General features: G+C 67.2%; 25 protein-coding genes and 1 pseudogene. 8 read left to right on the top strand and 18 right to left on the bottom strand.

Annotated elements, in window-relative coordinates; all coding sequences use genetic code 11:
• Positions 1 to 817: amidohydrolase family protein (locus tag CF8_RS08805; protein ID WP_156887318.1), on the top strand; the 817-nt coding region annotated here is incomplete at its 5' end.
• A gap of 480 nt (positions 818 to 1,297) precedes the next feature.
• Positions 1,298 to 2,027, top strand: a pseudogene (locus tag CF8_RS21510) (IS3 family transposase); the annotation flags it as partial.
• A gap of 671 nt (positions 2,028 to 2,698) precedes the next feature.
• On the opposite strand, the gene CF8_RS08790 reads toward CF8_RS21510, so the two are convergent.
• Entirely contained in the window at positions 2,699 to 3,748 is a 1,050-nt protein-coding gene (locus CF8_RS08790) for an IS110 family transposase (RefSeq protein ID WP_010832771.1), read from the bottom strand.
• Between the two features lie 401 nt (positions 3,749 to 4,149).
• On the opposite strand from CF8_RS08790, the gene CF8_RS08785 reads away from it, so the two are divergent.
• Entirely contained in the window at positions 4,150 to 4,884 is a 735-nt protein-coding gene (locus CF8_RS08785) for an MBL fold metallo-hydrolase (protein ID WP_036490613.1), read from the top strand.
• Between the two features lie 218 nt (positions 4,885 to 5,102).
• A complete protein-coding gene (locus CF8_RS08780) occupies positions 5,103 to 5,495 on the top strand; it encodes a protein adenylyltransferase SelO family protein (RefSeq protein ID WP_010832769.1) in 393 nt (130 codons plus the stop codon).
• A gap of 474 nt (positions 5,496 to 5,969) precedes the next feature.
• Here CF8_RS08780 and CF8_RS23680 read toward each other — a convergent pair whose 3' ends face one another.
• The 3 genes from CF8_RS23680 to CF8_RS08765 form a co-directional block, all read right to left on the bottom strand.
• A complete protein-coding gene (locus tag CF8_RS23680; protein WP_198016983.1) occupies positions 5,970 to 6,359 on the bottom strand; it encodes a GrpB family protein in 390 nt (129 codons plus the stop codon).
• A gap of 8 nt (positions 6,360 to 6,367) precedes the next feature.
• The gene (locus tag CF8_RS08770) at positions 6,368 to 6,979 is read right to left on the bottom strand and encodes an ATPase, T2SS/T4P/T4SS family (RefSeq protein ID WP_010832768.1); all 612 of its coding nucleotides are present in this window, start codon (positions 6,977 to 6,979) and stop codon (positions 6,368 to 6,370) included.
• Between the two features lie 94 nt (positions 6,980 to 7,073).
• Positions 7,074 to 7,778, bottom strand: a complete 705-nt coding sequence (locus tag CF8_RS08765; RefSeq protein WP_051204169.1) for a hypothetical protein — start codon at positions 7,776 to 7,778, stop codon at positions 7,074 to 7,076.
• Between the two features lie 201 nt (positions 7,779 to 7,979).
• Between CF8_RS08765 and CF8_RS22485 the strand changes: the two genes are divergently transcribed.
• The gene (locus CF8_RS22485; protein WP_010832766.1) at positions 7,980 to 8,495 is read left to right on the top strand and encodes a TOTE conflict system archaeo-eukaryotic primase domain-containing protein; all 516 of its coding nucleotides are present in this window, start codon (positions 7,980 to 7,982) and stop codon (positions 8,493 to 8,495) included.
• Between the two features lie 34 nt (positions 8,496 to 8,529).
• Here CF8_RS22485 and CF8_RS08760 read toward each other — a convergent pair whose 3' ends face one another.
• Together CF8_RS08760 and CF8_RS08755 are read right to left on the bottom strand one after the other, a co-directional pair.
• Positions 8,530 to 8,721, bottom strand: coding sequence for a ferredoxin (locus CF8_RS08760; protein WP_036490611.1), 192 nt, complete (start codon positions 8,719 to 8,721; stop codon positions 8,530 to 8,532).
• Complete coding sequence (locus tag CF8_RS08755) at positions 8,721 to 10,172, bottom strand: fatty acid desaturase (RefSeq protein ID WP_010832765.1); 1,452 nt, start codon at positions 10,170 to 10,172, stop codon at positions 8,721 to 8,723. Before CF8_RS08755 ends, CF8_RS08760 begins: the two co-directional genes overlap by 1 nt.
• 146 nt (positions 10,173 to 10,318) lie before the next feature.
• Here CF8_RS08755 and CF8_RS08750 point away from each other — a divergent pair, with 146 nt between their 5' ends.
• Positions 10,319 to 10,945, top strand: a complete 627-nt coding sequence (locus CF8_RS08750) for a TetR family transcriptional regulator (protein WP_051204168.1) — start codon at positions 10,319 to 10,321, stop codon at positions 10,943 to 10,945.
• A gap of 77 nt (positions 10,946 to 11,022) precedes the next feature.
• Here CF8_RS08750 and CF8_RS08745 read toward each other — a convergent pair whose 3' ends face one another.
• The 6 genes from CF8_RS08745 to CF8_RS08720 form a co-directional block, all read right to left on the bottom strand.
• Positions 11,023 to 11,655, bottom strand: a complete 633-nt coding sequence (locus tag CF8_RS08745; protein WP_010832763.1) for a hypothetical protein — start codon at positions 11,653 to 11,655, stop codon at positions 11,023 to 11,025.
• 90 nt (positions 11,656 to 11,745) lie between these two features.
• Positions 11,746 to 12,798, bottom strand: a complete 1,053-nt coding sequence (locus tag CF8_RS08740) for a BtrH N-terminal domain-containing protein (protein WP_010832762.1) — start codon at positions 12,796 to 12,798, stop codon at positions 11,746 to 11,748.
• Positions 12,795 to 14,030 carry an NAD(P)/FAD-dependent oxidoreductase gene (locus tag CF8_RS08735; protein WP_051204167.1) on the bottom strand — a complete coding sequence of 412 codons (1,236 nt, stop codon included), beginning with the start codon at positions 14,028 to 14,030 and terminating at the stop codon, positions 12,795 to 12,797. The genes CF8_RS08740 and CF8_RS08735 overlap by 4 nt, the downstream gene beginning before the upstream one ends.
• On the bottom strand, positions 14,030 to 15,763 hold the full coding sequence (locus CF8_RS08730; RefSeq protein ID WP_010832760.1) for a GMC oxidoreductase: 1,734 nt from the start codon (positions 15,761 to 15,763) through the stop codon (positions 14,030 to 14,032). Before CF8_RS08730 ends, CF8_RS08735 begins: the two co-directional genes overlap by 1 nt.
• Positions 15,764 to 15,822: 59 nt before the next feature.
• On the bottom strand, positions 15,823 to 16,014 hold the full coding sequence (locus CF8_RS08725) for a ferredoxin (protein ID WP_036490605.1): 192 nt from the start codon (positions 16,012 to 16,014) through the stop codon (positions 15,823 to 15,825).
• 25 nt (positions 16,015 to 16,039) lie between these two features.
• Complete coding sequence (locus CF8_RS08720) at positions 16,040 to 17,317, bottom strand: cytochrome P450 (protein WP_010832759.1); 1,278 nt, start codon at positions 17,315 to 17,317, stop codon at positions 16,040 to 16,042.
• A gap of 189 nt (positions 17,318 to 17,506) precedes the next feature.
• On the opposite strand from CF8_RS08720, the gene CF8_RS08715 reads away from it, so the two are divergent.
• Positions 17,507 to 18,157 carry a TetR/AcrR family transcriptional regulator gene (locus tag CF8_RS08715; RefSeq protein ID WP_010832758.1) on the top strand — a complete coding sequence of 217 codons (651 nt, stop codon included), beginning with the start codon at positions 17,507 to 17,509 and terminating at the stop codon, positions 18,155 to 18,157.
• Between the two features lies 1 nt (position 18,158).
• Here CF8_RS08715 and CF8_RS08710 read toward each other — a convergent pair whose 3' ends face one another.
• From CF8_RS08710 to CF8_RS08685, 6 genes are read right to left on the bottom strand one after another with little or no spacing between them, the layout of a single operon-like run.
• On the bottom strand, positions 18,159 to 19,307 hold the full coding sequence (locus tag CF8_RS08710; protein WP_036490603.1) for a CaiB/BaiF CoA transferase family protein: 1,149 nt from the start codon (positions 19,305 to 19,307) through the stop codon (positions 18,159 to 18,161).
• Complete coding sequence (locus CF8_RS08705; RefSeq protein ID WP_010832756.1) at positions 19,304 to 21,526, bottom strand: acyl-CoA dehydrogenase; 2,223 nt, start codon at positions 21,524 to 21,526, stop codon at positions 19,304 to 19,306. The genes CF8_RS08710 and CF8_RS08705 overlap by 4 nt, the downstream gene beginning before the upstream one ends.
• A 14-nt stretch (positions 21,527 to 21,540) precedes the next feature.
• The gene (locus CF8_RS08700) at positions 21,541 to 22,410 is read right to left on the bottom strand and encodes an SDR family oxidoreductase (RefSeq protein ID WP_036490601.1); all 870 of its coding nucleotides are present in this window, start codon (positions 22,408 to 22,410) and stop codon (positions 21,541 to 21,543) included.
• Between the two features lie 51 nt (positions 22,411 to 22,461).
• The gene (locus tag CF8_RS08695; RefSeq protein WP_010832754.1) at positions 22,462 to 23,340 is read right to left on the bottom strand and encodes a MaoC/PaaZ C-terminal domain-containing protein; all 879 of its coding nucleotides are present in this window, start codon (positions 23,338 to 23,340) and stop codon (positions 22,462 to 22,464) included.
• A 23-nt stretch (positions 23,341 to 23,363) separates the two neighbouring features.
• Complete coding sequence (locus CF8_RS08690) at positions 23,364 to 23,795, bottom strand: type II toxin-antitoxin system Rv0910 family toxin (protein ID WP_010832753.1); 432 nt, start codon at positions 23,793 to 23,795, stop codon at positions 23,364 to 23,366.
• 52 nt (positions 23,796 to 23,847) lie between these two features.
• Positions 23,848 to 25,038, bottom strand: coding sequence for a lipid-transfer protein (locus CF8_RS08685; RefSeq protein WP_010832752.1), 1,191 nt, complete (start codon positions 25,036 to 25,038; stop codon positions 23,848 to 23,850).
• A gap of 128 nt (positions 25,039 to 25,166) precedes the next feature.
• On the opposite strand from CF8_RS08685, the gene CF8_RS08680 reads away from it, so the two are divergent.
• On the top strand, positions 25,167 to 25,838 hold the full coding sequence (locus tag CF8_RS08680; protein WP_198016982.1) for a TetR/AcrR family transcriptional regulator: 672 nt from the start codon (positions 25,167 to 25,169) through the stop codon (positions 25,836 to 25,838).
• Positions 25,839 to 25,862 lie beyond the last annotated feature (24 nt).

The raw sequence follows: 25,862 nt of genomic DNA, 5'->3' as shown, positions 1-25,862 counted from the left end.
CGGCTGCTACCAACCTGATGGCCGGGTACACCTAGCCGCGGCGCTGGTCGAGCCCGACGACGGTGAGGTCGACCATCGAGTGCTGTACCGCCTCGACATCCGCTGTCCGTACGGGCGGGAGCTGTTGGAGAAGCAGCTCCCGCAGGTGCCGAAGGGTGCCGGGCCGCCGGTCGTTTCGCACGAGGATCACACCCCGGGCCAAGGTCAGTTCAGCGATCTGCAAGCTATGGTCCGCTGGCTCGTCACCGGCGAGGGCATGACCGAGGCCCAGGCAGTCGAGCACGTCGCGTGGTGGCGCGAGCATCGAAACCAGCGCCTCGACATCCACGAGCAGACGCTCACGTGGCTCGGCGACCTCGCCCACGCCGGCCACATCCGACTCTTCGGCCACGACCTGGCCACGGCCGGGGAGGTTGACGCCCTCGCCGAAAGGGGCGGAGCTGTGGCCGAGTTTCCGACTACCCTCGACTCCGCTCGCCGTGCCCGCGAGCTTGGCCTGCTCGTCGTGGCCGGGGCGCCCAACGTGGTGCGCGGCGGCTCCCACACCGGCAACGTCTCGGCCAGCGAGCTCGTCGCCGAGGGCCTCGTGGACGCCCTCGCCAGCGACTACCTACCCGGCGCGATGCTGCCCGCCGCGATGCGGCTGGCCCGGGACGGCGCCCTGTCCCTCCCACAGGCCGTCGGCCTCCTCACGTCTGGACCGGCCGCCTGCGTCGGACTGCCCGACCGCGGCGCGATACGCGAGGGTGCCGTCGCCGACCTGGTGCTTGCGGACCTCGATCGCCCCTGGCCGGTCGTACACCTGATCGCGAGGTGATTGGCCAAAACCGGATGGTCAGTCACGCTCCGGCGGCTGACGAGCAGGGCTCAGCCGTTGGCGGGTCAGTATCGGCAAGGACACGCTCGGTCAGTGCGCCGCTGTATCCGGTGTTTGCGTCGGGGTCCTCTCGCTGTCTGCTTGCCTTCTTGAGAACGCCCGCGCATGGCGGATGGTGCGCGTCGTCGAAGGCCGCACGTCGCTTGGCCGGCTGGCGTACGGGGGAACCTTCACTCATCACCTGGGAACTCTTGTCACGGCTCGCCTACGCCTTCCTCACCGTGCCCGATGAACACGCCGCCGCGGCTGCGACCCAGTTGGAAGACGACGCCATCGTGCTATCGCCTTGCGGTGCCGCGGGAGCCGCGGGAGCCGCGGGACTACTACGTGCGGCACGAGATCGCAAACTGCGTTCGGCGCTGGGACTGAACCGCCCTGGGTTGCTTGGAGGCTCCTGACCTTGGAAACGAGGACGGAGTCATGCCGAAGGAAGAGGTGCCTGGGAAGCCGCAGACGCGGCGCTACATCCAGGAGGAGAAGGACGCCGCGGTGCGGATGGTGCGCACCCTGCGGGCGGAGCTGGGGACCACGCAGGGCACGGTGCAGCGCGGCGCGGCGCAGTTGGGGTATGGCACCGAGTCGGTGCGGACCTGGGTCAAGCAGGCGGACATCGACCAGGGTCACGCGCCCGGGGTGAGCCCGCGGAAGCCAGGCGCATCATGGAGCTGGAGCAGGAGAACCGTGAGCTCAAGCGGGCCAACGAGATCTTGAAGCGGGCCAGTTTCTTCGGGGCGGAGCTCGACCGCCAGCACCAGAAGTAGCCGCGTTCATCGACGCCAACCGCGACGAGGTCGTCGCGTGCCGACGTCTGGGGGTCGAGCTCGTCTGCAGCGTGCTGCAGGTGGCCCCGAGCAGCTACTACGGGATCAAGAACCGGCAACCGTCGGCGCGGCCCAGCGCGATCAGGTGATACGCCCGGTCGTGCGGCAGTTGTGGGAGGACAACTACCGGGTCTACAGCGCATGGAAGGTCTGGAAGGCCGCTCGCGGCGTGCTGGCCACGACGTCGGCCCAACCAGGTCGCCCGGTTGATGCGCACCGCCGGCATCGAGGGTGTGCGCCGCACCAAGCGGGTCCGCACCACCAAGCCCGACCCGGACGTGCCGCGGCACCCAGACCTGGTGGGCCGAGACTTCACCGCCGCCGGCCCCGAACCCGCTGTGAGTCACCATGTCGCGGACAGTGCAGACGCGGTCATGCCGATCAGGGGCACTGAGCTGCGGGGCGTGTGGAGATCACGGTCAGCGCCTCCCGAGGGGAGGGATGCATGCATGCTGCCTGGCTCGTGGGTACCGAGCACCTGAACGCCGAGCACGCCGGGGAGATCTGTGTGTTCGAGATTGACGCCGCAGCCATCGGGCCGACATCGAGGGCTCGTGCAGGCATCAAGGCTCACGGTGACCCGCGGCTCCTCACCGACATGGCCGAGGTCGAGATCCTCTTCGACGCATCCCGCCCGCACACCTGGACCGCGATCTGGGGGAGGGCGAGACCGTCGTCGGCTGCAAAGGCGTCACCCTCCGACACATCCAGCAGTCCCTCGACTACCCGCTCTTCTTGATGCTCGACCTCTGTGAGATCGGACCACCGGTCGGCACCTACCCCAAGACCGCGACCCTCCCTCCACCGTCTGCGCGGCTGGGCCAGCTGAGATGTGCAGTCTCCTACCGACGGCGCGGCCACCAACCGCGTGTCGACGTTGACGGCGAGTGCGGGCCAAGTGATGCACACTCACACCTCCAGGTGGTCCCATCCTCATGGCAACGAGGTGGTCCTATCACGCTGGCAAGCGACAGTAGAGGCAGGCCGCTCCTATGCTTCGTCAAGCAGCTGTGGCCGTGTTTTCCAGTAGGCGATAGAGGTCGCGCGCGACATAGCGGGCAAGGCAGCGTTTGATCTCTCGGCCGGTCTTGCCTTCGGCCGTGCGGCGGGCGACGTAGTCGCGGGTGGCTGGCTGGTACTGGATCCGGCTCTGGACCACGGTGTGCAGTGCGTTGTTGAGCTGGCGGTCGCCGTAACGGTTGAGGCGATAACGGGTGGTGACTTGGCCACTGTTCGCAGGGATCGGTGCCACGCCGGCGAGCATCGCGAACGCCGCTTCGGAGTGGATACGGCCGGGGTGGGACCAGGCGCACAACACCGTCGCGGCCACGATCGGTCCGACGCCGAACTCCTCGAGCAGGTCAGGACGCCAGCTACGGATGATGGCCACGATCGCCTTCTGCAGCTCGCGTGCCTCCTTCAGCATCGCGTGCGCGCGACGAGCCAAGGTCCGCAGCGCCACCACGGTGCTGGTCGTCTCGATGTCCCAGGAGGCGTGCACGCGCAGATTCGCGGCGGTGTTGAGCATCGCGGCAAGCTTCTGGCCGCGGAACCTGCCTCGGATGGGTTCGGGTGCGGCGATGACCAGGCTGAAGACCTGCTGCTGGGCCTCGGTGGAGGCATTGATCGCTGAGCGGCGAGCAGCCAAGAGCACCGACAGTGCTTGGCGTTCGCCACCGCTGCGTGGAGTTCCCAACCGCGGTCGAGCCATCGCTTCACGCGCAGCGCGGATCGCATCGAGCGGATCGGACTTCGCGCCGTTACGGCGCGCGGCCCGCTTCGGGCGGTCCAGCTCGATGACGATCTCCGACATCTCCAGCAGGTGACGACTCAGACCGGCGCCGTGACCACCCGTCCCCTCGATCGCCCAAGCCCGCAACATCGCGTGGTTGTTGGCGAACTCCACCAGCTCGGCATAGCCCTGGGCAGTTGCATCGACGGTGATCTCGTCCAGGACACCACCAGTCGCAGCATCGACCACGGCCACGGAGTGGGTATGGACGTGGGTGTCGACATCGACCACGTCGCGTAGATCGGTCAGACTGTTCATGCGTTCTCTCCTTCGCCGGACGGGACGTGGTTCCGGTCCGGGACGGAGGCTCGGCAGGACTGTGATGAGACACATCCGGCGCCACTAACGCCAGGTGGTCAAGCTCCTGATCAGGCCAGCTCCTCCAACCGGGCCGGGGCCGGCAACCGCGAGCGGACAGGTCGCAGCAAGGCACGAAGCCAGTCATTCCGGGGGTCACACCCGCGGTCACCAACCCACAGCCCAGCACCATCAGGCTGCGTTGGCGATCCTCACAGTCACTCCGCCGCGACGCGCCCCTTTCCGAGGCTGGCGGCGCAATACGGGAATCGGATCATCGGTCCCTTCGAGTTGCCCGACTCACAGCGGAACTTCGCCGGGTGTCTTTGCGCGGACGCTCCAGACGCTGTCACTATGGCCGCATGGAGATCAGGTTCATCGGCAGTGGGGACGCCTTCGGCACTGGTGGCCGTTTCCAGACCTGCATTCGGCTGCAAACACAGGGCTACACAGCGCTCGTCGACTGCGGTGCCACCAGCCTCACCGCAATGAAGAGTCAGCATCTCGACCCCGGCGAGGTCGATGCGGTCGTGATCAGTCACCTGCACGGCGACCATTTCGGGGGCCTGCCCTTCCTGGTCCTCGACGGCCAGTTCACCCGCCGCACCAAACCACTTACCGTGTTCGGGCCGGTCGGCACACGGCAGCGGCTGCATCTGGCCATGGAAACCCTCTATCCCGGATCGGCGACGGTTCAACGCCGCTTCACACTGGAGGTCACCGAGCTCGACGGCGGCGGCGGCACTCAGACCGCCGGGCCCCTGGAAGTGGCGAGCTGGGAGGTCGACCACGCCAGCGGTGCGCCAGCACTAGCCGTCCATACCGCCCTAGACGGAACGCGGTTCGCCTACTCCGGTGACACCGCCTGGACCCCTGTGCTGCTCGACGCCGCCGCTGGATCCGACGTATTCGCTTGCGAGGCCTACACCTGGGACAAGGCCGTCCGCTATCACCTCGACTACGCCACCGTGCGCACCCACGCTGACGAACTGGACACCGGCCGACTCGTCCTGACCCACATGGGCCCCTCGATGCTCGAGCGGCTCGACGAACTGGACCACATCCCCGCCAGTGACGGGTTCGTCATCCGGACCTGACCCGGCATCTGTCCCCCGCCGCCACGAGCGGGCGACCAGGGGTGACCTCGATCTCACCCCTTGGATGAACGCTTTCCCGGCGCTGCTGAACAGCACCGCGTTCGGCATGCGGTCCCGCAGTATTGGCGGAGCGGAGGCAGCTGGGATGGGTCATCTGACCTCCACCCCTCCCCCATACCACGGAAGGCTGGCGTGGCGAGAGACCGTACCGTGGGGGTATGAGCGTCGCACTGACCTCGAACATCACCCTCGACAACAGCTTCGCAGGCGAGCTGCCGGACATGGCCGTCGGCTGGCAGGCCGAGAAGGTTCCCGACCCGCGCCTGCTGGTGCTCAACGAGCTCCTCGCCGTTGACCTCAGGCTCGACCCGGCGTGGCTGCGCCAGCCCGAGGGCGTCCGGCTCCTGGTCGGCAACGCCGTGCCCGGCGGCGCTACTCCGGTGGCGCAGGCCTATGCCGGCCACCAGTTCGGCGGCTACGTCCCGCGCCTCGGTGACGGCCGCGCCGTCCTCCTCGGCGAGGTCACCGACGCCGAGGGCCGGCAGCGCGACCTGCACCTGAAGGGCTCTGGCCGGACACCACCACGGCCGACCGCACCGCGACGTCGGTGACCGTCGTCGTCCAGGGGCACTCGTTGAGCGTGATCCCAGGCTGGTCACCCGTCGTCCGGCAAGTGGCGTCCATGCCCGTCGAGAGACTGACGGCCCCCTCCCGCGAGTTCACGAATACTGAAGGGTCTGTCGATGGGAACTGACGTCCCTTGGGTTGCAACTACCGCTGGTCACGGCGCGGGTTCGCGAACTCGGCGCTCGCTCGGCGTCGCGTGGCTCGGAGCGCCCAGGCTCAGGGGCGCTCAGTACCGCGGTGACCTGGTCGAGGTCGTCGGTGGTCATTTCGCGGAAGGTCAGGCGGGTCGTCGATGCGGGAAGCACTTTGCCAGCCTAGGGCTGACACCCTGCTTGACCATGGCAACGGCGGGGCGCCTGTCGCGTTCCCTGAGTCTGGACGTCGCGCTTCGTCGGACGAAGGAGTTTCAGCGCTTCGCACTCTGCCAGATCGCTGAGGCGAGGGCAGTGGTCCGTGGTCTATGTGGACCAAGAGACGTCGGCTGCCCACCGCTCGGCAGCGTCCATTACGAGGTCGCAGACCGGATCTTTGACGTCGTAGTAGGCGTCGACATCATCAGGATGCAGTCGGGCAAGAGCCCGCTTGACTTCGGCGTAGGCGTCCGCAGCCGGGGCCGAGTGACGCAGGTAGTCGCGAAACAACAGTGCGTAGCGTTGGTTGGGTCGACCCACTTCGCGGACATGAAGATGTGTAGGCCGCCACGACGCTGGAGGGCGGAAGTACCGCTTCTCCCAGGCCTCGGACTCGCTCTGATCGCCTGGCGGTTGGTGGTCCCTTGTAATGCTGGTGGTCGTGGCGCCGAGTTGCTCGAAGGCGGGCACCAGGCGGGGGTCTTGAAGGTCGTCCACGCTGACCTCTAGGGTCTGCTGCACGGATCGGTGTCATCTTGAGCATCTGGGGCGGTGCTGCCGCCAACAACGGCAATGTGCACCGCCACGCTCAAAGCGCCTTGGTAGACCTCGCCCGCCAGCAGCGGCAGCGTGCACATCTTGACCAGCGCCTCGCGGGCGCTGTTGGCGTGCAGCGTGCACATGCCGGGCAGGCCGGCGTTGAGCGCGAGGAGGAGGTCCAGGCACTCCTCGGCGCGGACCTCGCCGACGATCACCCGGCTGGGCCGCATCCGCAGCGCCTCCTTGACCAGGTCGCGCAGCCGGATCTCGCCGGTGCCCTCGAGGCCTGCCTGCCGGGTCTGCATGGGCACCCAGTCGGGGTGGTTGAACTGGAGCTCGAAGACCTCCTCCGCGGACACGACCCGGTCCCCACCGGGGATCGAGGCGGCGAGACAGTTGAGGAAGGTCGTCTTGCCGGCCTGCGTGCCGCCGGCGACCAGGACGTTGAGACCGGCGCGGATCGCCGCGTCGAGGAAGGCCGCGGCCTGCGCCGACATGCTGCCGAGCTCCACGAGGTCGTCGAGGCGGCGGGCCCGGACGACGAACTTGCGGATGTTGACCGCAGTGACAAAAACCACTGCACGCTGACCTGCCCTTTCGGGCTCAGGTGCTCTGATTGTCGACGCCCGAACGGAACGGGGACGTCTCCCCCAGCCTGGTTCTGGCTACTGTTCACTTCGCTGGCGCGGGTTGTGTCGGCTTGGCGTTGATGACCGTCCTGAGCGTGGAGAGGTCCGCGACCCATTCCCCAGCGCTGGGATCCACCCACGATGTCACTGCGACCGCGGCATCGAGGTCCCTGAGTAGGTTACGACGGTGGATCGGCTCGTGGTGTGCTGCACGGTTGCGTACGAGCAGCAGGTTCTTCAGGTGATGATCGACTTGACGCTGCTCCTGCAACTTGTCCGATGGTCCGTCCGGGAACGCCCGAAAGAGTGCCGGTGTCCACAAGGCCGTGAGGTAGCGGGAGGCGGCCAGGTATCGCCAGAAGCCCAGTGACAGCTCGGCGACGACTTTGCCGTGGACCTCGGGTTGACTGCCGAACCGGGTGGCGCGCTCGCGGGCCTTCCGGATGTCGTCTCGCCCGCGTTGGTCCAGCGGTGCGCGGTCGAACCACGACGACCAACCGCGGGCTTTCGCCATGTCTTGCAGCGCACGGTCCATGGCGTTGCGTACGACGACCTCGACCATCCCGGTCGTGTGCATCACCGCAGCCGAGGCCGACATGTTCCACTCGTAGAGTGCGAATGCCGCCTGAAGGTCGCCGCCGCTCCAATGCAGGTAGGAGCCAAGTCGCTCCGCGGTGAGCAGTTGGCTCAGCGAGAGGTAGTCACGCACGGGCTGCTGCTCGCCGGCGGCTCCGTTCGCGTTGGCCATGCCCATGTTCTCCTGTAGAGTGGTGTTCGAAGACCCCGGAACGATCACTGGCCTCGGCCACATCGCCGGGGTTTCGCCTTTCCCGAGGAGCCTACGGGAGGTGCCCGACACCCGGCCTGACGTCGATGTCGGCGAGCACGAGGCCGGTCGATGACGACCGCTGTGCACGGGTGCTCGTCCTGACTCGACAGAATTGCACCCATGTCCGAGGACAACGACGAACTTGAGAGCCTGCGGCACGAGAACGGACGTCTGCGCAAGCTACTGAAGTTGACCGACGCCGAAGCCGCGCCAGCGCACGGCGCCCAGGCCGCTTGGTTCGACAGATCGCCCGGTCCGGTCAACGCGAGCTCGTCGCCGCAGTCGAAGGTGCACTTCTTCACCGCGCTGTTCGGCGCGCGCAAAGACGTGTATGCGATTCGATGGGAGAACGGACGTTCGGGGAAGTCGGGGTGGATGCCGGCGGTCGAGGGCGGCTGGCGCAAGGGCAGCAGGTCAGGTGAGCACGCCTATCTTCCGCTGACGCCCGAAGTGCTGGCCGCACACCTGACCGGGGACATCCATATCGGCCTGTATCCGATGCTGCCCGGCGACCAGACCGCAGCTCCACAAATGCAGCAGTCGGTCTACAACCGCCCTCGACCGCAACCGGGAGTGACAAGCAGGGTTGCGAAAGCACCGACGGCCAGCCCCTGTGCGGGAAGCACCACAGTTTGAGCCGTCGAGGAGCGGCACATGATCGATCCTGCATTCAATCCTTTAGGCTCAGCGCAAGTACTGGACAGGCGTCCACCGCGGCCTTCAGCCCTGTGCGATGTTCCTCGTCGGGATGCTCATCGAGAACTCCCACCTGGCCCTCGTCCTGGACCTCGAAGAACTCCGGCGCCATCGCCTCGCACATGCCGAGGCCCTCGCACTTGTCGTAGTCGGCCACGATCTTCATCAGGCCACCGCCCCGGCAGCGGTGGGATCGAACGGTACGAAGTCGACCTTGTCGCGGACGCCGCAGTCCGGGCAGAACCAGCTGTCGGGTATGTCGGCCCAGGCTGTGCCGGCGGCGAAGCCCTCGCGCTCGTCGCCGGAGGCGACCTCGTAGACGTAGCCGCAGCCCGGGCACCGGGCGGCGAGGACTTCGTCGTCGAACGTGTGAACGGGGTCCTCGCGGGGGTCGACTGTGGAAGGCGTGGATCTGCCGTGCTTCGCGAGGATCTTGTCCCGCTTGCGCGGGTGGAGGTTGGCGCGGCTGAGGTCGCCGTCGAAGTGGTTGATGACGCGCGGGTCCATCACCCGGCGCCAGATCGGTGGGAACAGGGCGAGCACGATCATGCCGGCGTAGCCGGTCGGCAGCACCGGGGACTCCGCGTAGTCACGCAGCGTCTGGTAGCGGCGGGTCGGGTTGGCGTGATGGTCGGAGTGTCGCTGCAGGTGGTACAGGAGCACGTTGGTCGCGATGTTGTTGGAGTTCCAGCTGTGGCTGGGGTCGACCCGCTCGTAGCGTTCCTTGCCGGGCGCGCCAACCTTCTGGCGAAGCATCCCGTAGTGCTCCATGTAGTTGACGACCTCGAGCAGCGAGAAGCCCACGACAGCCTGGATGAGGAGGAAGGGAACGATGCCGACACCGAGCCAGGCGACCATCGCGCCCCAGAGCACCGCCGACATCAGCCACGCGTTGAGCACGTCGTTGCCGATCCGGAAGGGGTGCTGCTTCTTGCGCGCGTAGCGCTTCTTCTCGATGTTCCACGCACTCTTGACGGAGCCGCCGACGGTACGCGGCCAGAACTGGTAGAAGTTCTCGCCGTACCTGCTGCTGGCGGGGTCCTCCGGCGTGGCGACGCGGACGTGGTGGCCCCGGTTGTGCTCGATGTAAAAGTGGCCATAGAAGCTCTGCGCCAGGGCAATCTTGGACAGCCAGCGTTCGTGGCTCTCCTTCTTGTGACCCAGCTCATGGGCCGTGTTGATCCCGATCCCCCCGATGCAGCCGATCGAGATCGCGAGCCCGATCTTGTCGATCGTGCTGAGGTCGCCCTGGAAGCCCAGCGGGTCCCCATGGACGATCAGCCAGAAGGCGCCGACGAAGCCGACGTATTGGATCGGCAGGAAGAGGTAGGTGATCCAGCGGTAGTAGCGATCCTTCTCCAGCGCCTCGATCACGTCGTCGGGCGGGTTGGAGCGATCGAGACCGGCGATCAGGTCGATGGCGGGCACGATCACGAGGATCACGACGGGGCCAATCCAGAAGAAGGCGCCGATCCCGGTGGCGGCCCACAGTCCATAGCCGAGGAAAGCCAGGGTCGGAACCACGAGGCCAATCAGCCACAGGTAGCGCTTCGTGTCCTTCCAGCGGGTGGTCGACCCTTCCGGGATCGTGCCGTCGTTGCTCATGACGTGAGCCATGGCTGCCTCCTCATGGTGGGTTTACACAATCCTACTTAATGTAAACCGCACTTGGCAAGAGGTGTCTGTGTGTAAACCTTGGTCAGCCCAGTGAGCCCCGCGCGGCAAGCACAGACATCTTTGGCACTTCTGTACAGTTTCTTGACATGACAGCCGGGTCCTACCGCGAACAGGTGCGCGATCTGCTCCGGAGACGCGTCGTTCAGGCAGCCCTCGAGCGGGCCGCCACCCAGTCATGGGAGCGGGTCAGGATGGCCGATGTGGCCGCTGATGTGGGTGTGAGCAGACAGACGCTGTACAACGAGTTCGGTTCCAAGGACGCGCTCGCGCAAGCGCTGCTCGCCCAGGAACTCGGGTCGATCCTGGACGGCATCCGTAGCCGGCTCGATGATCACCAGGACATCCAGGCCGCGGTCACGCATGCTCTTGGCTGGGCCATGCGCGAGACAGCCGGACATGCGGCGCTGCAGCGCATCCTGTCCGAGGCACGCGAAGGCGTGAGCAACACCTTCCTGCCGCTGCTCACGACCCGGGCCGATGCGGTCGTCATCCCTGCGGCCGACACCTTCGAGAGCTACGCGCGTGAGCGCTGGCCCGATCAGCTGCATGACGACTCCGACCCCCCGCCGCGGGCCGTGATCGAGTCACTCGTGCGGCTGCTGCTGAGCCACATCGTGCTGCCCTCGGGAACACCCGAAGACACGGCCCACATCCTTGCGGCGCTCACCGCAAAGGCCCTCACCGCGGATCACGGGCGGGACCGCGAAGCATAGGGACTCCCCTTGGGGGGGAGGCGTGGCGCAGGTGGCGTCTCGAGCGCCCGAATCACTTGTGGCAGTCGACGTGGTGTTCATCGAAGTGTGGGGCCGGTCTTGCGGTCGAGGTTCCTCACGTGACGTGCCACCTGGATCAGGATGCGCTGGAGCGCATCGAATCGGCCCGGGAGCTCATCGAGGACGGCGGTGCTCTGGTTCAGCCTGTCCAGACTCGTCGGTAGCGGCCCGGTCGTCTTGGCGAGCTCACGGAGCGGTTCACCAACTCTGCCCAGGCCAGCGAGCCGGGCGTCCAGACCACGGAGGGACGCTTGCAGCCCAACAAGCTGACCGGAGAGCCGCGCGATGTTCGGAGCGGCTCGTCCCACCGCATCTGCACTGCCCTGCAGGGTCGTGAGATCACGCAACAAGATGTCCACCTGCCGGCTCAGCTTCGCAATCTTGGGCGCCACGAGCGACAGGTCCCCGGTGGCGTCGAGTACCTGTGGGGTCAGATCCTGAACGTTGCGGTCGATCCGTTCCACCTGGTCCAACGTGCTCGGCGCTCGTTCCACGACAGTCGTCGCATCCGGGAGCCGTGACGCTGCGTCGGCCAGCTCGGGGATGTGCGGAACCAGCAGCGCCACGCCGACGGTCATGACGACGAGCAGCAACGCCAGGAGGGCGCCCAACGTGCGCAGGGCCCAGATCGGGAAGGCTTGAGCAATCATCGTGATGGTCCTCTTCGATTGATGGTCATCGGCGTGCCGCCTCCCCGTCCAGCGACGCTTCGGTCAAGCGACACCTGCGTGCTCGAGATCTCACATCGAGTCGGCTGCCCGCTGCAGGGCTGCGCTCAAGTCCTGCTCCAGCGTGGGCAGCTCGGCGGCGGCCCGCGCAGCCCGGATGGCCCGGACGCCCAGGGACTCCTCTGCGACGGCCTCGCGTGCCAGCGTTTGCCACGCCGCCGCGCACTTTGCCGCCGCCGCAGCTGCTTCCCGGGGCTGGGGCGAGCCGAGGAGTTCCGCGACCTGCGCGCAGCCCTGGGACTGCAACAGCCGGAAGAGCCCCCCGCCGGTTCCCGCTTTGTCGACGAAGACAGGCAGCACCCGTAGCGCTGCCTCCAGGTCAACGGCGTCCAGCTCGTCCGGCCATGCTGCGACATCGTCCGCGAAGGCCTGGACGCCGACCAGCCCCGAGCCGGCGCATGCTTCGGGTGGCAGGATGGACAGGTCCACCAGGTCGTCGCCTCCGGCGAGCATGGAGCTGGCGGACGCAGCGAACGCTTCCGCAGCGATTCCCGCCAGGTCCGGAAGGCTGTCTGGCCAGCCGGCGGCGAAGGTGGCGTGCCTGGTCGGGACCGGGAATGCGGTCGAGCTGCGGGCCTCGGCCAGCGCTTCGTAGGGCACTTCCTGGATGTCGTCGCGGTCGTTGTCGGCGACGAAGGCGGTGCCGGTGTCGTCGTCGTAGCCGACCACGACGATGTCGTGCCGGCTCATCTGGAGTCGGACGCGCAGGTAGGGCAGCTTGGCGATGTCCGCCCACACCATGACGGGTCTCCCGGCGTCCAGCTCGTCGACCACCCACTGCCACCCGAGGTTCGGGTCATCGGACTGCTTGAACTCGACGGCAGCGCCCAGCCGGCGAAGCAGATCCAGCTCCAGGTCTCCTCCCCGGCCCACGAGGTAGATGGGCGGCACCATTCCCGGCACCCGCAGGTACGCGAAGCCCAGCGCACCCCCGAGGGCGAAGACCAGTCCCTCCTCGGGCGGGCCGTTCCACCCGAGCCCGGCCCACTCGAACAGGTCGCGCAGCGCACCCGAGCCGCAGTGCCCGGCCCGGCGGTGTGGGTAGTCCAGCCGCACCCGGCTCACGAGTGCGTCGTCGAGCCTGAGGACAGCCCCTTGCCGCTTCCGGATTCGGCGAATTCGAGGGCCTCATCCCACGTGGTCCGCTTGCTGATGAGCGCTCGGTACTTCATGATCTTTCCCGGGCGGTTGAGCGACAGCGCACCGACGAGCCGGTCGTTGAGACGGTAGAGGGCGATCCAACTGTCCGCGTGCGGGTCGCCGAGGAGCCGGACCTCGTCGGCATCGCCGATGCCGACCATCTGCAGCTTCTCGGAGTACCAGTCCGACCAGAAGTACGGGACCGTCTCGAACGGCCTCGCCGAGTCAGGCTCGAGGGCGTTACGGGCGGCGACGGTGCCCTGCTCGGCGGCTGAGGTCCAGTGCTCGAGTCGCATGTGCCGTTCGAACAGGGGGTTGTACCAGCGGGCGACATCGCCGGCGGCGTAGATGTTTGGAGCACTCGTGCGCAAGGCCTCATCGCAGACGATGCCGTCATCGAGGGTGAGCCCGGAGTCCTTCAGCCAGCCGGTGGCGGGTTCGGCTCCGATGCCGACCACTACGAGGTCGGCCTCGAGAGACGTCTTGTCGGAGAGCACCACCCGCTCGACCCGACCGTCACCCTCAATGGAGCTCACGCCCACGCCGCAGAGCAGTCGCGTGTCATTCCGTGAGTGGAGGCGAGCGCACACCTCCGCCATCTCGGTTCCGACTGCGTGGACCAGGGGGGTTTCGGCGGCCTCTACGATCGTGACGTCGACGTCTCGTTTGCGAGCGGCGGAGGCGATCTCGGAGCCGATGAAGCCACCGCCGACGACGACCGTGCGCGCACCGGCGGCCAGGGCCTCCCGGATCTGTCGTGCGTCATCCACGGTTCTCAATGTGTGCACACCAGGCAGCGCCTCGCCAGGCAGCTTCCGCGCATGTGATCCCGTCGAGATCACGAGACTCCTGTAGGGCAGGTGCTCCTCACCGACGACGATCTCGCACGCTTCGGTGTCCAGGCGGGTGGCCGGCTGACCGAGCCGCAAGTCGACGTCCAGCTCGCGGATCTCGTCCTCGGCGCGGAAGGTTGTTTCGGTGGGCTGGTCGTGTCCAGCATCCAGGAAAGCCTTGGACAATGGTGGCCGGTCATAGGGCAGGTGCTCCTCGGCTCCGACCAGAGTCAGCGGGCCGGTGTAGCCCCCCTTGCGGAAGCCCTCCACGGCCCGGAGCCCAGCTAGGGACGCACCCACGACGACAATCGGAGCGTTCTTCATCAGTTCCTCCTGGTAGTGCACAGCGCACCTGAAGCGACTTTGGGCACCGCTGGGTTGCGGGGTGTGACAGGGACAACGCGTTCGTAGGGGGCGCCAACCTGCGGCCGGGGGTCTGGATCCCCAGCGTTGGGCCACAGGGAAAAGGCGCGTTCGGCTTGCGCGGTGATCGTCAGCGACGGATTGACGCCCAGGTTGGCGGAGATGGCCGAGCCGTCGACGACGTGGAGCCCGGGGTGGCCGTAGAGCCTGTGGTAGGGGTCGATCACGCCGGTCTCGGGCGAGTCCCCGATCACGCACCCGCCGAGGAAGTGGGCGGTCATCGGGATGTTCGCGAGCTCCCCGATGGTGCCACCGGGGTAGCCGTGGATCTTCTCGGCCACGCGCCGGGTGGCCTCGTTGCCCACCGGGATCCAGGTCGGGTTCGGCTCCCCGTGTCCCTGCCTGGCGGTGAGCCGACCGTGGCGGGTGAACGTGGTGATCGAGTTGTCCTTGGTCTGCATCACCAAGGTGATGATCGTGCGTTCGGACCAACGGTGCGGGAAGCTGATGCGCAAGAAGATGTCAGGCCGCCGCACGATGGCGGCCAGCGCCTTCACCCAGCGCGGGACGCGGCCACCACCGTCGGTCATCACGGTCTGCAGTAGGCCCATCAGGTTGCTGCCCTTGCCGTAGCGGACGGGTTCGACGTGGGTCTCTGCGTCGGGGTAGAACGACGAGGTGATCGCGACGCCGCGGGAGTAGTCGCGCTTCACGGTGCGGGTCTGCGCACCCAGCAGCGATTCCGAGTTGGTGCGGGTGAGCACGCCAAGGCGCGGGGAGATGTTCGGCAAGAGGCGTCTGTCGCGCATCCGGTGCAGCAGTCGCTGGGTGCCGAGGGTGCCGGCCGCCAGGACGACCTGCTCGGCGGTGAAGGTTCGGGTTGGCCGTTTCGACCAGGAGCCGGTGCGGACGGTGTCGACGGCGTAGCCGCCGTCCGGCAGTGGACGGACCGCGACGACGGTGGTCTCGGGGAGGACCCGGGTGCCCGCCTGCTCGGCGAGGTGGAGGTAGTTCTTCACCAGCGTGTTCTTCGCACCGACCCGGCAGCCGGTCATGCAGGAGCCGCACTGGGTACAGCCAGTCCTTTCCGGGCCGGCTCCGCCGAAGTACGGGTCGGGCACGGTCAGGCCGGGCTCTGGGCTGTCGTCGCGACCGAAGAAGACACCCACCGGGGTGAGGGAGAAGGTCTGTCCCACCCCCATGTCCTCGGCCACCGAGCGCATCACCTCGTCGGCGGCGGTGACGGTGGGGTTCTGCACGACGCCGAGCATCCGGCGGGCCTGCTCGTACCAGGGCTCGAGCTCGTCCTTCCAGTCGGTGATGTGGCCCCATTGGGAGTCCCGGAAGAACGGCTCGGGCGGCTGGTACAGCGTGTTGGCGTAGTTCAGCGACCCGCCACCCACCCCCGCTCCGGCGAGCACGACCACATTGCCGACCTTGCTGATCCGCTGGATCCCCTTCAGGCCCAGCCGCGGCGCCCACAGGAACTTCCGGACGTCCCAGGACGTCCTGGGCAGCGTGTCGTCGGTGAACCGCATGCCAGCCTCAAGCACCGTGACGCGGTAGCCCTTCTCGGAGAGTCGCAGGGCAGCGACGCTGCCGCCGAAGCCGCTGCCGATCACGAGCACATCGGAGTCGCAGCGCTCCTCATCCGGGCTGGTCACGGCGAGCGGCGTCGTATGGGCGGCAGTCATCTGCTCTGTTCCTGTCGTCAGGCGTTTGGAGCTCGGCGGGTGAGTCGGATGCCCGGGGGTCAGTCTTCGATGCTCAGCGCACCGGTGGGACACGCCGCGACCGCTTCTTCGATCAGCTCTCGTTGATCGGCCGGGGGGTTGACATCGAGCAGGTTGAGCTCCCCGTCGTCACCGACCTCGAAGAAGTCGGGAGCAACGGACTCGCACATGCCCAGTGAGGAGCACTTGGTTTCGTCCAGCACGATCTTCATGGCTGGGTCCTTTCGCTGGTCGGGGTCAACGCTCGGGAGTGAAGCGCACGGGCAGGTGGTTGACACCGTGGAAGAAGGTGCCGACGGTGTAGCTCGGCTCGCCGCAGGCCTCGATGTCGGGCAGGCGGGTGAGCAGCTCGCGCCAGATCGCGCGCAACTGTTGGCGGGCGAGCTGGTTGCCCAGGCAGTGGTGGATACCACCGCCGCCGAAGCTGACGTGGGGGTTGGGGTCGCGTGACAGGTCGAACTGCTCAGGATGCTCGAACACCTCGGTGTCCCAGTTGGCCGAGGCGTAGAACATCACCACCTTGTCGCCCTCGGTGATCTGCTGCCCGTTCAGCTCACAGTCACGAGCCGCCGTACGACGGAACGTCATGATCGGGGTGGCCCACCGGACCATCTCCTCGACCGCCGACGGGAGCCGCCCGTCCAGGTCCTCCATCAACCAGCCGCGCTGGTCCGGGAAGTCGGTGAGCGCCTTCATCGCGTGGCTGGTGCTCTGTCGGGTGGTGTCGTTGCCCGCGACCGTGAGCAGGCCGAAGAACGAGATGATCTCCTCGTCGCTGAGCCGTTCCCCCTCCACTTCGGCCTGCACGAGGCTGCTCAGGAGGTCGCTGCCCGGGTTCGCGCGACGTTCCTCGATGTACTTGCCCGCCAGTTCCCCGAGGTAGCCCATCGCCTCGAACAGGCGAGGGAGCGGCTCCTGGTCGCCCATCAGCTCGGGGTCGTTCCAGCCGCCGGCGAACTGCGACTCGTGGGCCATCTTGCGGCGGTCTGCCTCGTCGATCCCGAGCATGTCGCAGATGTTGTGCATCGGCACCAACGCAGCGACCTCGGTCACGAAATCGACCTCACCCTTGTCGGCGATGTCGTCGACGATGCGCCTGGCGTTGGCCACGATCTGGTCGTTGATCCGAGAGATCTGCTTCGGGGTGAAGGCCGAACTCAACAGCCGCCGGACCTTGGTGTGCCGTGGTGGGTCCATCGCGATGAACCCCTGCGCGGCGTCGAGCAGCTCTTGGGGGATGGACTCCATGACGATGCCCTCACCGGAGAGGAAGTCCTCGTGGCGCTTGGTCACCTCGACCAGATCGGCGTGGCGCACGACCGCCCAGAAGCCCTGGTCGTTCGGGTCCTCGATCAGCATCTCCTCGACCGGCTGATGCCAGCTCACCGGACGCTCCGCCCGGAGCACGGCGAACGTCTCCTCGCGCTCGACAGCGGTCTGCGACCAGAACGCACGCGAAGACAGATCCGCGGGATCGTAGGGACGCGACTCTCGTGAGTGAGCAACTGCGGTCATGGCTTTCCTCCCGGAGGCGGGTGACGGCGATGGACCTGCACAACGGAGTTCCGAGAGACCCAGCACCAACTGTCTTGACGCAAGACTGTCTTGTGTCAAGCCGAAAGTCAATTGGCCTGTTATGTCATGCCGCAATGACACTCCGCTCGTTTTGTCGACCGGGGCGCGAAATTGTGCGAGACTGAGTCAGTGACCACCGCGACCGAAATCCGCGCTCATGCGCGCCAGCAGTTGCGCGAGGCCTTCCTGGACGCGACGCAGGAGATCACGGTGACCTCTGGCTGGCACCGTGTCCGGATGAACGTCGTCGCCGCAGAGGTAGGCGTCAGCCGGCAGACCCTGCACGCCGAGTTCGGCACCCGGGACGCCCTCGGTCAGGCGCTCATCATGCGGGAGACCGAGCGGTTCCTGAACGGTGTCGCCGACTGTCTGCGACGCAATCCGGGCAAGCTCGGTGAGGCAGTGAGCGTGGCGGTGGAGTACACCCTGCACCGAGCCGCCGAGGACCCGCTGCTGCACACCGTGCTGACGAGTGCACGGGGCGGGGACGACAGTCTCCTCCCCCTGCTCACCACCCACAGCGAACCTGTCCTGCACGCAGCCTCTGCTGCTCTGCGCGGTTATGCCGACGAGCACTACCCGCACCTGGACCCCGAGCGGGTGGCAGCAGTGGTCGACAACGTGGTCCGCCTCGCGGTGAGTCACATCGTCCTCCCGACCGACCCGGCCCACGTCATCGCCCGCCGGCTCGGGCAGCTGGTGCTCGACGGACTGCACCTCCAGGATGAGCGCCTGGAAGGCCTGGAGTTGAAGGGCGCACGCGCGGTGCGCCCTGACTGAATCAGTCCACCGCACCCCGGTCGTGCAGTGCCGTAATCTGTTCCGGCGAGTAACCGACTTCGGCCAACAGCACATCCGTGTGCTCTCCTACCCTCGGCGCCATCTGGGGAGTGGGGGGTTGGGTCCGGCTAAAGCGAGGGGCCGGGGCGGGCTGCGGTACGCCGTCGATCTCGACGAAGGTTCCGCGAGATGCGTTGTGCGCGTTCCGGTGGGCTTCCCAGGGCGACAGCACCGGGGAGACGCAGGCATCTGAGCCGTTGAAGTGGTCAGCCCAGTCGTCGCGGCTCCGGGTCTGGAACACCGCACCCAGAGCGGCCTTCAACTCGGCGGCTGCGTCGAGGTCGTACTGCTGGGGCAAGTCGTTCTCTGAGAGCCCGAGACGCTCCAGGAGCACGGCGTAGAACTGCGGCTCGACGCAACCCACAGCGACGTACCGGCCATCGGCGCATTCGTAGGTGTCGTAGAAGGCCGCACCACCATCAAGCACGTTGGTGCCGCGACCCTCCATCCACAGGCCTGACGCGTGCAGGGCGTGGACGAACGAGGTCAGCAGCGCCGCGCCATCAACCATTGCCGCGTCGACGACCTGGCCCTTGCCTGAAGACTGGCGCTCCTGCAAGGCGGCCAGGATGCCGATTACCAACAGGAATCCGCCGCCAGCGAAGTCGCCGAGCAGGTTGAGTGGGGGTATCGGTCTCTCACCCGGTCGTCCAATGGGCTCCAACGCCCCGGCCAACGCGATGTAGTTGATGTCGTGCCCCGCGGAGTGTGCGAGCGGACCGTCCTGGCCAAAACCGGTCATCCGGCCGTAGACCACCCCCGGATTCCGCTCGGCACACTCCGCGGGGCCGACACCGAGGCGCTCAGCCACGCCGGGGCGAAAGCCTTCGACCAGTACGTCGGCAGTCTCCACCAGCCGCAGCACCGCTTCGACACCGGCCGGGTCCTTGAGGTTGACGGCCACGGAGCGTTGGCCCCGGTCGAGGACACCGGAAGGGACCGCCAGTGCCCCGCCTCCATCGCTTCCGCACCGTTCGACGCGGATCACGTCGGCGCCGAGGTCGGCCAGCACCATGCATGCGAACGGCGCCGGCGCGAGACTGGCGATCTCGATGACCCGAATCCCGCTCAATGGGCCGGCGGCGGTCACGAGCTGCTGGCCGGCGCCGCATCGCGCGGCAGCCCGAGCATGCGCTCGCCGATCACGTTCAACTGCACCTCCGTGGTGCCACCGTAGATCGTGGTGGCGCGACCGGCGAGGAGTTGGTCCATCGCCTTGTCACCGGGCTGGCCGGTGATACTCACCGTGCCGGCCGGGCCGAGGGTCGCGACGACGTACTCGGAGATCTGCTGGCCCATGCGCATCGCCAGCAACTTGCACACACTGGAGGTGGTGCTGACGTCCGCACCGGACAACTGCTTGAGGATGACACGCGAGCCGAGCAGATCGACGGCCCGGCTTTCGGCGATCAGTTCCCCGAGCTGGTAGCGGGCGACCGGACTCAGCTCCCGCCCGGACGCGAACGAGAGCAGATCACTGTCGGTCGCGTAGGCGTCCATCTTCTGACTCAAAGCGACCCGTTCGCCGGCGAGCGTCGTCCGGGCTACATCCCAGCCGCCGTCGACGGCTCCGACGACGTGCTCGTCGGGGATGAACACGTCGTCCAGGTACACCTCGTTGAACAGCGCCATCCCGGTGATCTCGCGCAGCGGCCGCGTGGTCACGCCGGCCGTGGTCATGTCCAGGACGAAGTACGTGATTCCGTCGTGCTTGGGTTTACTCGGGTTCGTGCGCGCGATCAGCATGGCCCACTCGGCGAACTGCGCCACCGTGGTCCAGACCTTCTGCCCGTTGACTCTCCACCCCCCGTCCACTTTCTCTGCCCGCGTCGAGATGGAAGCAAGGTCGGAGCCTGCACCCGGCTCGCTGAACAGCTGACACCACACCAGTTCGCCGCGCAACGTCGGGGCGGCGAGCTCCCGCTTCTGCGCCTCGGTTCCGTGTGCCACGATCGCCTGGACCGCCCAGCCGCCCATGAGCAACTGTGGGAGGGCGATCCCGGCGCTCTTGACCTCCTGGGCGATGACGATCTGCTCCAGCGGTGTGGAACCCCTGCCGAACGGTGGCGGGAGGTGTGGCTGTACCCAGCCGTCGTCGCCGAGCCGGATGAGCTGGTCGTCCTCCTCGAGCCCCGCAATGGGGGCGAGGTCTTTGCGCACGCGTGCCCGGATCTCCTCTGCCTCGGGGGGCAGTTCAAGCTCGAGGGACCGCGTCACGCCAGCGAGAGCCTGGTCGGCGACGCGGTTTGCTCGCTCGTCTCGGGTGCCGAACAACCCGCGGATCGCGAGTGAGCGGCGGTAGTAGAGGTGTGCGTCGTGCTCCCAGGTAAAGCCGATGGCGCCATGGACCTGGATGCAGTCCTGGGCACACTGGACGGCGGCGTCCGGCACGATGACGGCGGCCATCTCGGCGGCGAAGTCGGCGGTCTCGTCGCCCTTGTCCAACGCGCTGGCCGCGTCCCACAAGACGGCACGGGACTGCTCCAGAGCGATGCCCATGTGGGCACACTTGTGCTTGATACCTTGGAACTGGCCTATCGGCCGGCCGAACTGGACACGGAGTTTGGCGTACTCCGCCGCGGTGGAGACGCACCACGACATCACCCCGAGCGCCTCCGCCCCCAGGACGACCGTGGCGATCGAACGGACCCGCGTCCCGTCGAGGTGCTCCAGGACCCGGTCGGCCGGCACGGTCACTCCCGCGGCCTCGATCCGGGCGGACCCACGCAGGATGTCGACGCTGTCCTGACTGGTGACGACCAGGTCGGCGGCCTCGATGACAGCCCACCGCATGCCGCCGCCCATTTCGATGGGCACCAGGATCTCGTCGGCATGCAGCGCGCCGAGGACGCCATGCGTGACGCCGGTGACGGTGAGGGTTCCGGTGCCGTCCGGCTCGGCGACCAACGGGTCCCCCAGGGCGACTGCGGCGGTGTGCGATCCGTCGATCAGGCGCGGCAACAGCTCGATGCCGATCTTGGAGTCATCAGCGGCCAGCAGGGCGGACGCGAGCACGGTCGACACGAAGGGGCCGGGGGCAACCGACCGCCCCAAGGCTTCGAGTGCGACAGCCAGCGTCAGCAGTCCCCCGCCGGAGCCTCCCATCTCCTCGGGAATGTGCAGCCCGAGCAGGTCCTGGTCGACCAGTGCCGACCAGAAGTCGGGGTCCGTGGCCGCGGAGCCGGCCTCGAGGTGCGTGCGGATCGCCTGCGAGGTGATGGTCCGCTCCACGAAGGCACGGACGGAGTCGGCCAGTGCAGTGTGCTCCTCGCTCAGCCCGAGGCCGAGTTCGTAGGAAGGTCGGGTCATGGTGGGTCCTCTTCTCACGCGAGTCGGTTGCTGAGGTCGGCGATGGTCCAGGGTCCGTCGCTCTCGATGGTTCGAATGTCGTGCCAGCCGGCCAGCTCGGAGATGCCGCCTCCCTGCACCGAGAAGACTTTTCCGGTGATCGGGCAGTCTGCTGAGGCGAGGTGGGCCACGAGTGGGGAGATGTTGGCGGGGTCGAAGGCGTCGAAGTCGCCCTCGGGAACTTCCGCGGCGAAGAGGGCACCCATGCCGGGGGTGGCCAGGGTCAGGCGGGTTCGGGCGATCGGGGCGATCGCGTTGACGCGCACCCCGAAACGTTCGAGCTCTTCGGCGGCCACGAGGGTGAGGGCTGCGATGCCGGCCTTCGCGGCGCCGTAGTTGGCCTGTCCGGCGTTGGGCATGAACGTGCCCGAGGCCGACGAGGTGTTGATCACCGAGCCGTTGACGGGCTCCCCTGCCCTTGTTCGTGCCTTCCAGTACGCCGCGGCGTGGCGCAGCGGAGCCGCATGTCCCTTGAGGTGGACGGCGATCACCGCGTCCCACTGGGTCTCGTCCATGCTGGCGAGAAAGGCGTCGCGCAGGATGCCCGCGTTGTTCACCAGCACGTCGAGCCGGCCGAATTCGTCAACGGCTTGGTCGACCAGGGCGGCAGCACCGTCCCAGGAGGCGACGTCGTCGTGGTTCGCCACCGCGTTCCCTCCCGCCGCGGAGATCTCGGCAACGACCTGTTGGGCGGGCGTGGCGTCGGATCCGCTGCCGTCGTTGGCCGAACCCAGGTCGTTGACGACCAGGCTGGCCCCTTCGCGGGCGAAAAGCAGGGCGTGCTCGCGTCCGATCCCACGTCCGGCGCCGGTGATGACGGCGACGCGTCCTTCCAGGGTTCCCACGTTCGTCTCCTTGATCCGTCGCACAGTGTGGGGGAGCGATGCCGGTGGGCATCAGCCGTGGTCGATGACGGCGAGACCGTCGCGGATGACGACGTCGTCGTCCACCGCGGTCTCGAAGGCGTACGTCGCCGGGGCGGCTGATTCGCTGGGCTGCGGGCCCACCGTCCAGATGCGGGTGCGAATGTCCTGGTCGGGAAGCACCGGTTTGGAGAACCGCACGGCCAGTCGCCGCAATCGCTCCACCTCACCGTCTGCGTGCTCGGTGAGCACCGCCCAGGAGGTGAAGGCCATGGTGCACAGGCCGTGGTTGATGATGCCCGGCAGGCCTGCCATCTGTGCGATCTCGTCATCGAGGTGGATCGGCATGGGATCCCCGGAGGCGGGTGAGTACCGGAAGGTCTGGTCCTTGTCGATGTGCTGGAGGATCTCGGTGGCCGGTGGCGTTGCGCGCAGGGCGGGGTCGAGCTTGTGCGTGGGCGCGTGGTCGCCCTCCGTGGCGCCGGCATCGACGCCGCGGAAGAAGGCGGTCATCCATTGCTCGTTCACGAGTTCTCCCTGGTCGGTCCGGGTCTCGGCGTACACCGTGACCGTCGAGCCGCCGGGCAAGCTTGCGAAGCCCGTGGGCCTGGCCCGGGCCACCAGGGTGTCGCCGGGGCGGATCGGGCGGTGGAAGTGGAAGTCCTGCTCACCGTGGACGAGCTTCATGAGCAGTTCCACGGGGGCCACCGAGAGTGCCGCTGGCGCGAGTGACATGAACACTGGCACGACGGCGAAGACGGGCGGGGCGATCTCGCCCGCGCGGTGTCGAGTGATCGGGTCGTTGGTGGCCGCTGCGAAGTCGGCGATCCGTTCAGCGGTGACCTCGAACCTCTGCTCGTCGGTCCAGACGCCCAGGCCCGAGGTCTCGAACTCGACGTTGCCTGTGTCCATGCCGGTGTCCTTGCCGCCGGCTCTCAGCCGACGAGTTCGGCGAACTTCACCAAGGACGCTTCGAGGTCGGCCTGGGCCCTCTTGGCCACGGCCTTGCCGATGGGGCCGACGATCATCGCGCCGGTGAAGGAGGCATCGAAGGTGCCCTTCGAGCCGGTGCCTTCGGGTTGGACCGAAAGGGTGAACTCGACGGCGACCCCGGCCATGCCCTGGCCTGCGATCGTCAGGTGGTTGGGTGCGTCGACCGCGGTGACGGTCCATTCGATCTTGTTGGCCATGTCCATCACGGAGACGACCTCGGTGAACTGGGTGCCGACCTCGATCTGGGTGGGCAGTTCGCTCTTCCATGCCTGGTGGATGGTCAGCCAGTCCTCCCACCGGGCCAGGTCGGACAGCGCTGCCCAGGTCTTTTCGGGCTCGACGGGGAGTTCTGCGGAGACGGATACCGATGCCATGAGGGGTGCTCCTATGGGTTGTGTTGGAAGGGTTTCGAATGGCGGATGTGGATCAGCGTTCAGCAGGCCGGTAGGCCGAGACGACCACCGCTCCGCCGAGACCGATGTTGTGCTGGAGCGCGACCCGCGCTCCGTGGACCTGACGCTCGTCGGCGGTGCCCCGCAGCTGCCAGGTGAGCTCGGCACACTGCGCCAGACCGGTGGCGCCCAGCGGGTGGCCCTTGGAAATGAGACCTCCGGAGGGGTTGACCACCCAGCGACCGCCGTAGGTGGTCTCGTCGTTGTCGATGAGCTTGCCGCCTTCACCCTCGGCACACAGCCCAAGCGCTTCGTAGGTGAGGAGCTCGTTGGTGGAGAAGCAGTCGTGCAGCTCGATCACGTCGACGTCGTCGGGACCGATCCCGGCCTGCTCATAGACGATGGCGGCCGCAGTGCGGGTCATGTCGGAGCCGACCAGAGTGATCGCGCTCTTGTCCTCGAAGGTGCTGGTCAGATCGGTGACCATGGTCTGACCGACCAGTTCCACGGCCTGATGCGCTAGTCCGTGCCTGTCCACGAAGCTCTCACTGGCCAGGATCGCCGCGCCGGCGCCGTCGGAGGTCGGGGAGCACTGCAGCTTGGTGAGCGGCCCATAGATCGCCCGCGCGGACATCACCTCCTCCAGGGAGTACTCGCTCTGGAACTGGGCGTAGGGGTTGTTCACCGAGTGGCGGTGGTTCTTCACACCGATCTTCGCGAACTGCTCAGCGGTGGTTCCGTAGCGCTCCATGTGCTCGGCACCGGCCGCGCCGAACATGTACGGCGCCGGGGGCATGGCGAACTCGTGGAGTTCGGCCAGGGCGAGCAGATGTCTCATCATCGGTTGCTCACGGTCGTCGTAGACCGAGCCCAGCGAACCGGGCAGCATCTTTTCGAACCCGAGCGCCAGAACACAGTCCGCTGTTCGCCCCCGGATGGCCTGCGCGCCGAGGTAGAGAGCCGTCGAGCCGGTTGAGCAGTTGTTGTTCACGTTGACGATGGGAATGCCGCTCATGCCGAGCTCGTAGACCGCACGCTGGCCCGAGGTGGACTCGCCGTACACATAGCCGACGTAGGCCTGTTGCACCTGGCCGTAGTCGATTCCCGCGTCCTGGAGCGCCTTGGTGCCGGCTTCGCGCGCCATGTCGGGGTAATCCCACTCGCGGGCGCCCGGCTTCTCGAACTTGGTCATGCCCACACCGACAACGAACACCTTGCCACTCATTGCACGCCTCCGACTGGTCGTCCACGATTGATTGGACACGTTGTCGCACTAAGGTAAGTGGGACAACCTGTCCAGTCAAGAGTTCTGGCCGGTAGAGTCGTGGGGTGGCAGGTCAACGTGAGGTGTCCGTGGTGGTCGAGCCGGATGGTCGCGCGACCCGCTGGGATGGGCACAAGGCCGAGCGTCGGGAGCTCATTCTCGATGCCGCGATCGAGGCCGTCAGCGATGAGGGTGCGCAGGTCGGGGTGCAGCACATCGCCGCCCGCGCCGGGCTTCCTCGATCGGTGGTCTACCGCATCTTCCGCGATCGCGAGGACCTCGACGAACAGATCCGGGCACGGATCGTCGAGCGACTGATGACTGAGCTGTCTCCCGCGTTGACCCCTCGGGGCACACTGCAGGAGTGGGTCAACGGGGCGGTGCAGACCTACTTGGGCTGGGTCATGGAGTTCCCTCGCCTGCACCAGTTCCTCGGCAGTGGATCGGCCAGCCGACGCACGACCGGTTCTCGAGTCGTCACCGGCACCAAGACCGCCATCGCGGCCCAGCTCGCGGAATTCATGAATGACACACTTCGTGATTCCGGGGCCGACCCCTCCGTTGCCGAGCCCCTGGCCTTCGGCCTGATCGGTCTTGTCGACGGCAGCGTCAACCGCTGGGTGAGCAACCCGGACGCGGCGGTGTCAAGCACTCAGCTGGGCAAGTTTCTGGCCGACGCCATCTGGCAAGTCCTGTGTTGCACGCTCGCACGCGAGGGACTCAGCATCACCTCCGAGACCGCACTCGACGACTTGGGCTGAACGCCCGGTCTTCACCCACTCCGG

This window comes from Nocardioides sp. CF8 (assembly GCF_000389985.1).
Lineage (GTDB): Bacteria > Actinomycetota > Actinomycetes > Propionibacteriales > Nocardioidaceae > Nocardioides > Nocardioides allogilvus.
This window is presented reverse-complemented; position numbering and strand designations above follow the sequence as displayed.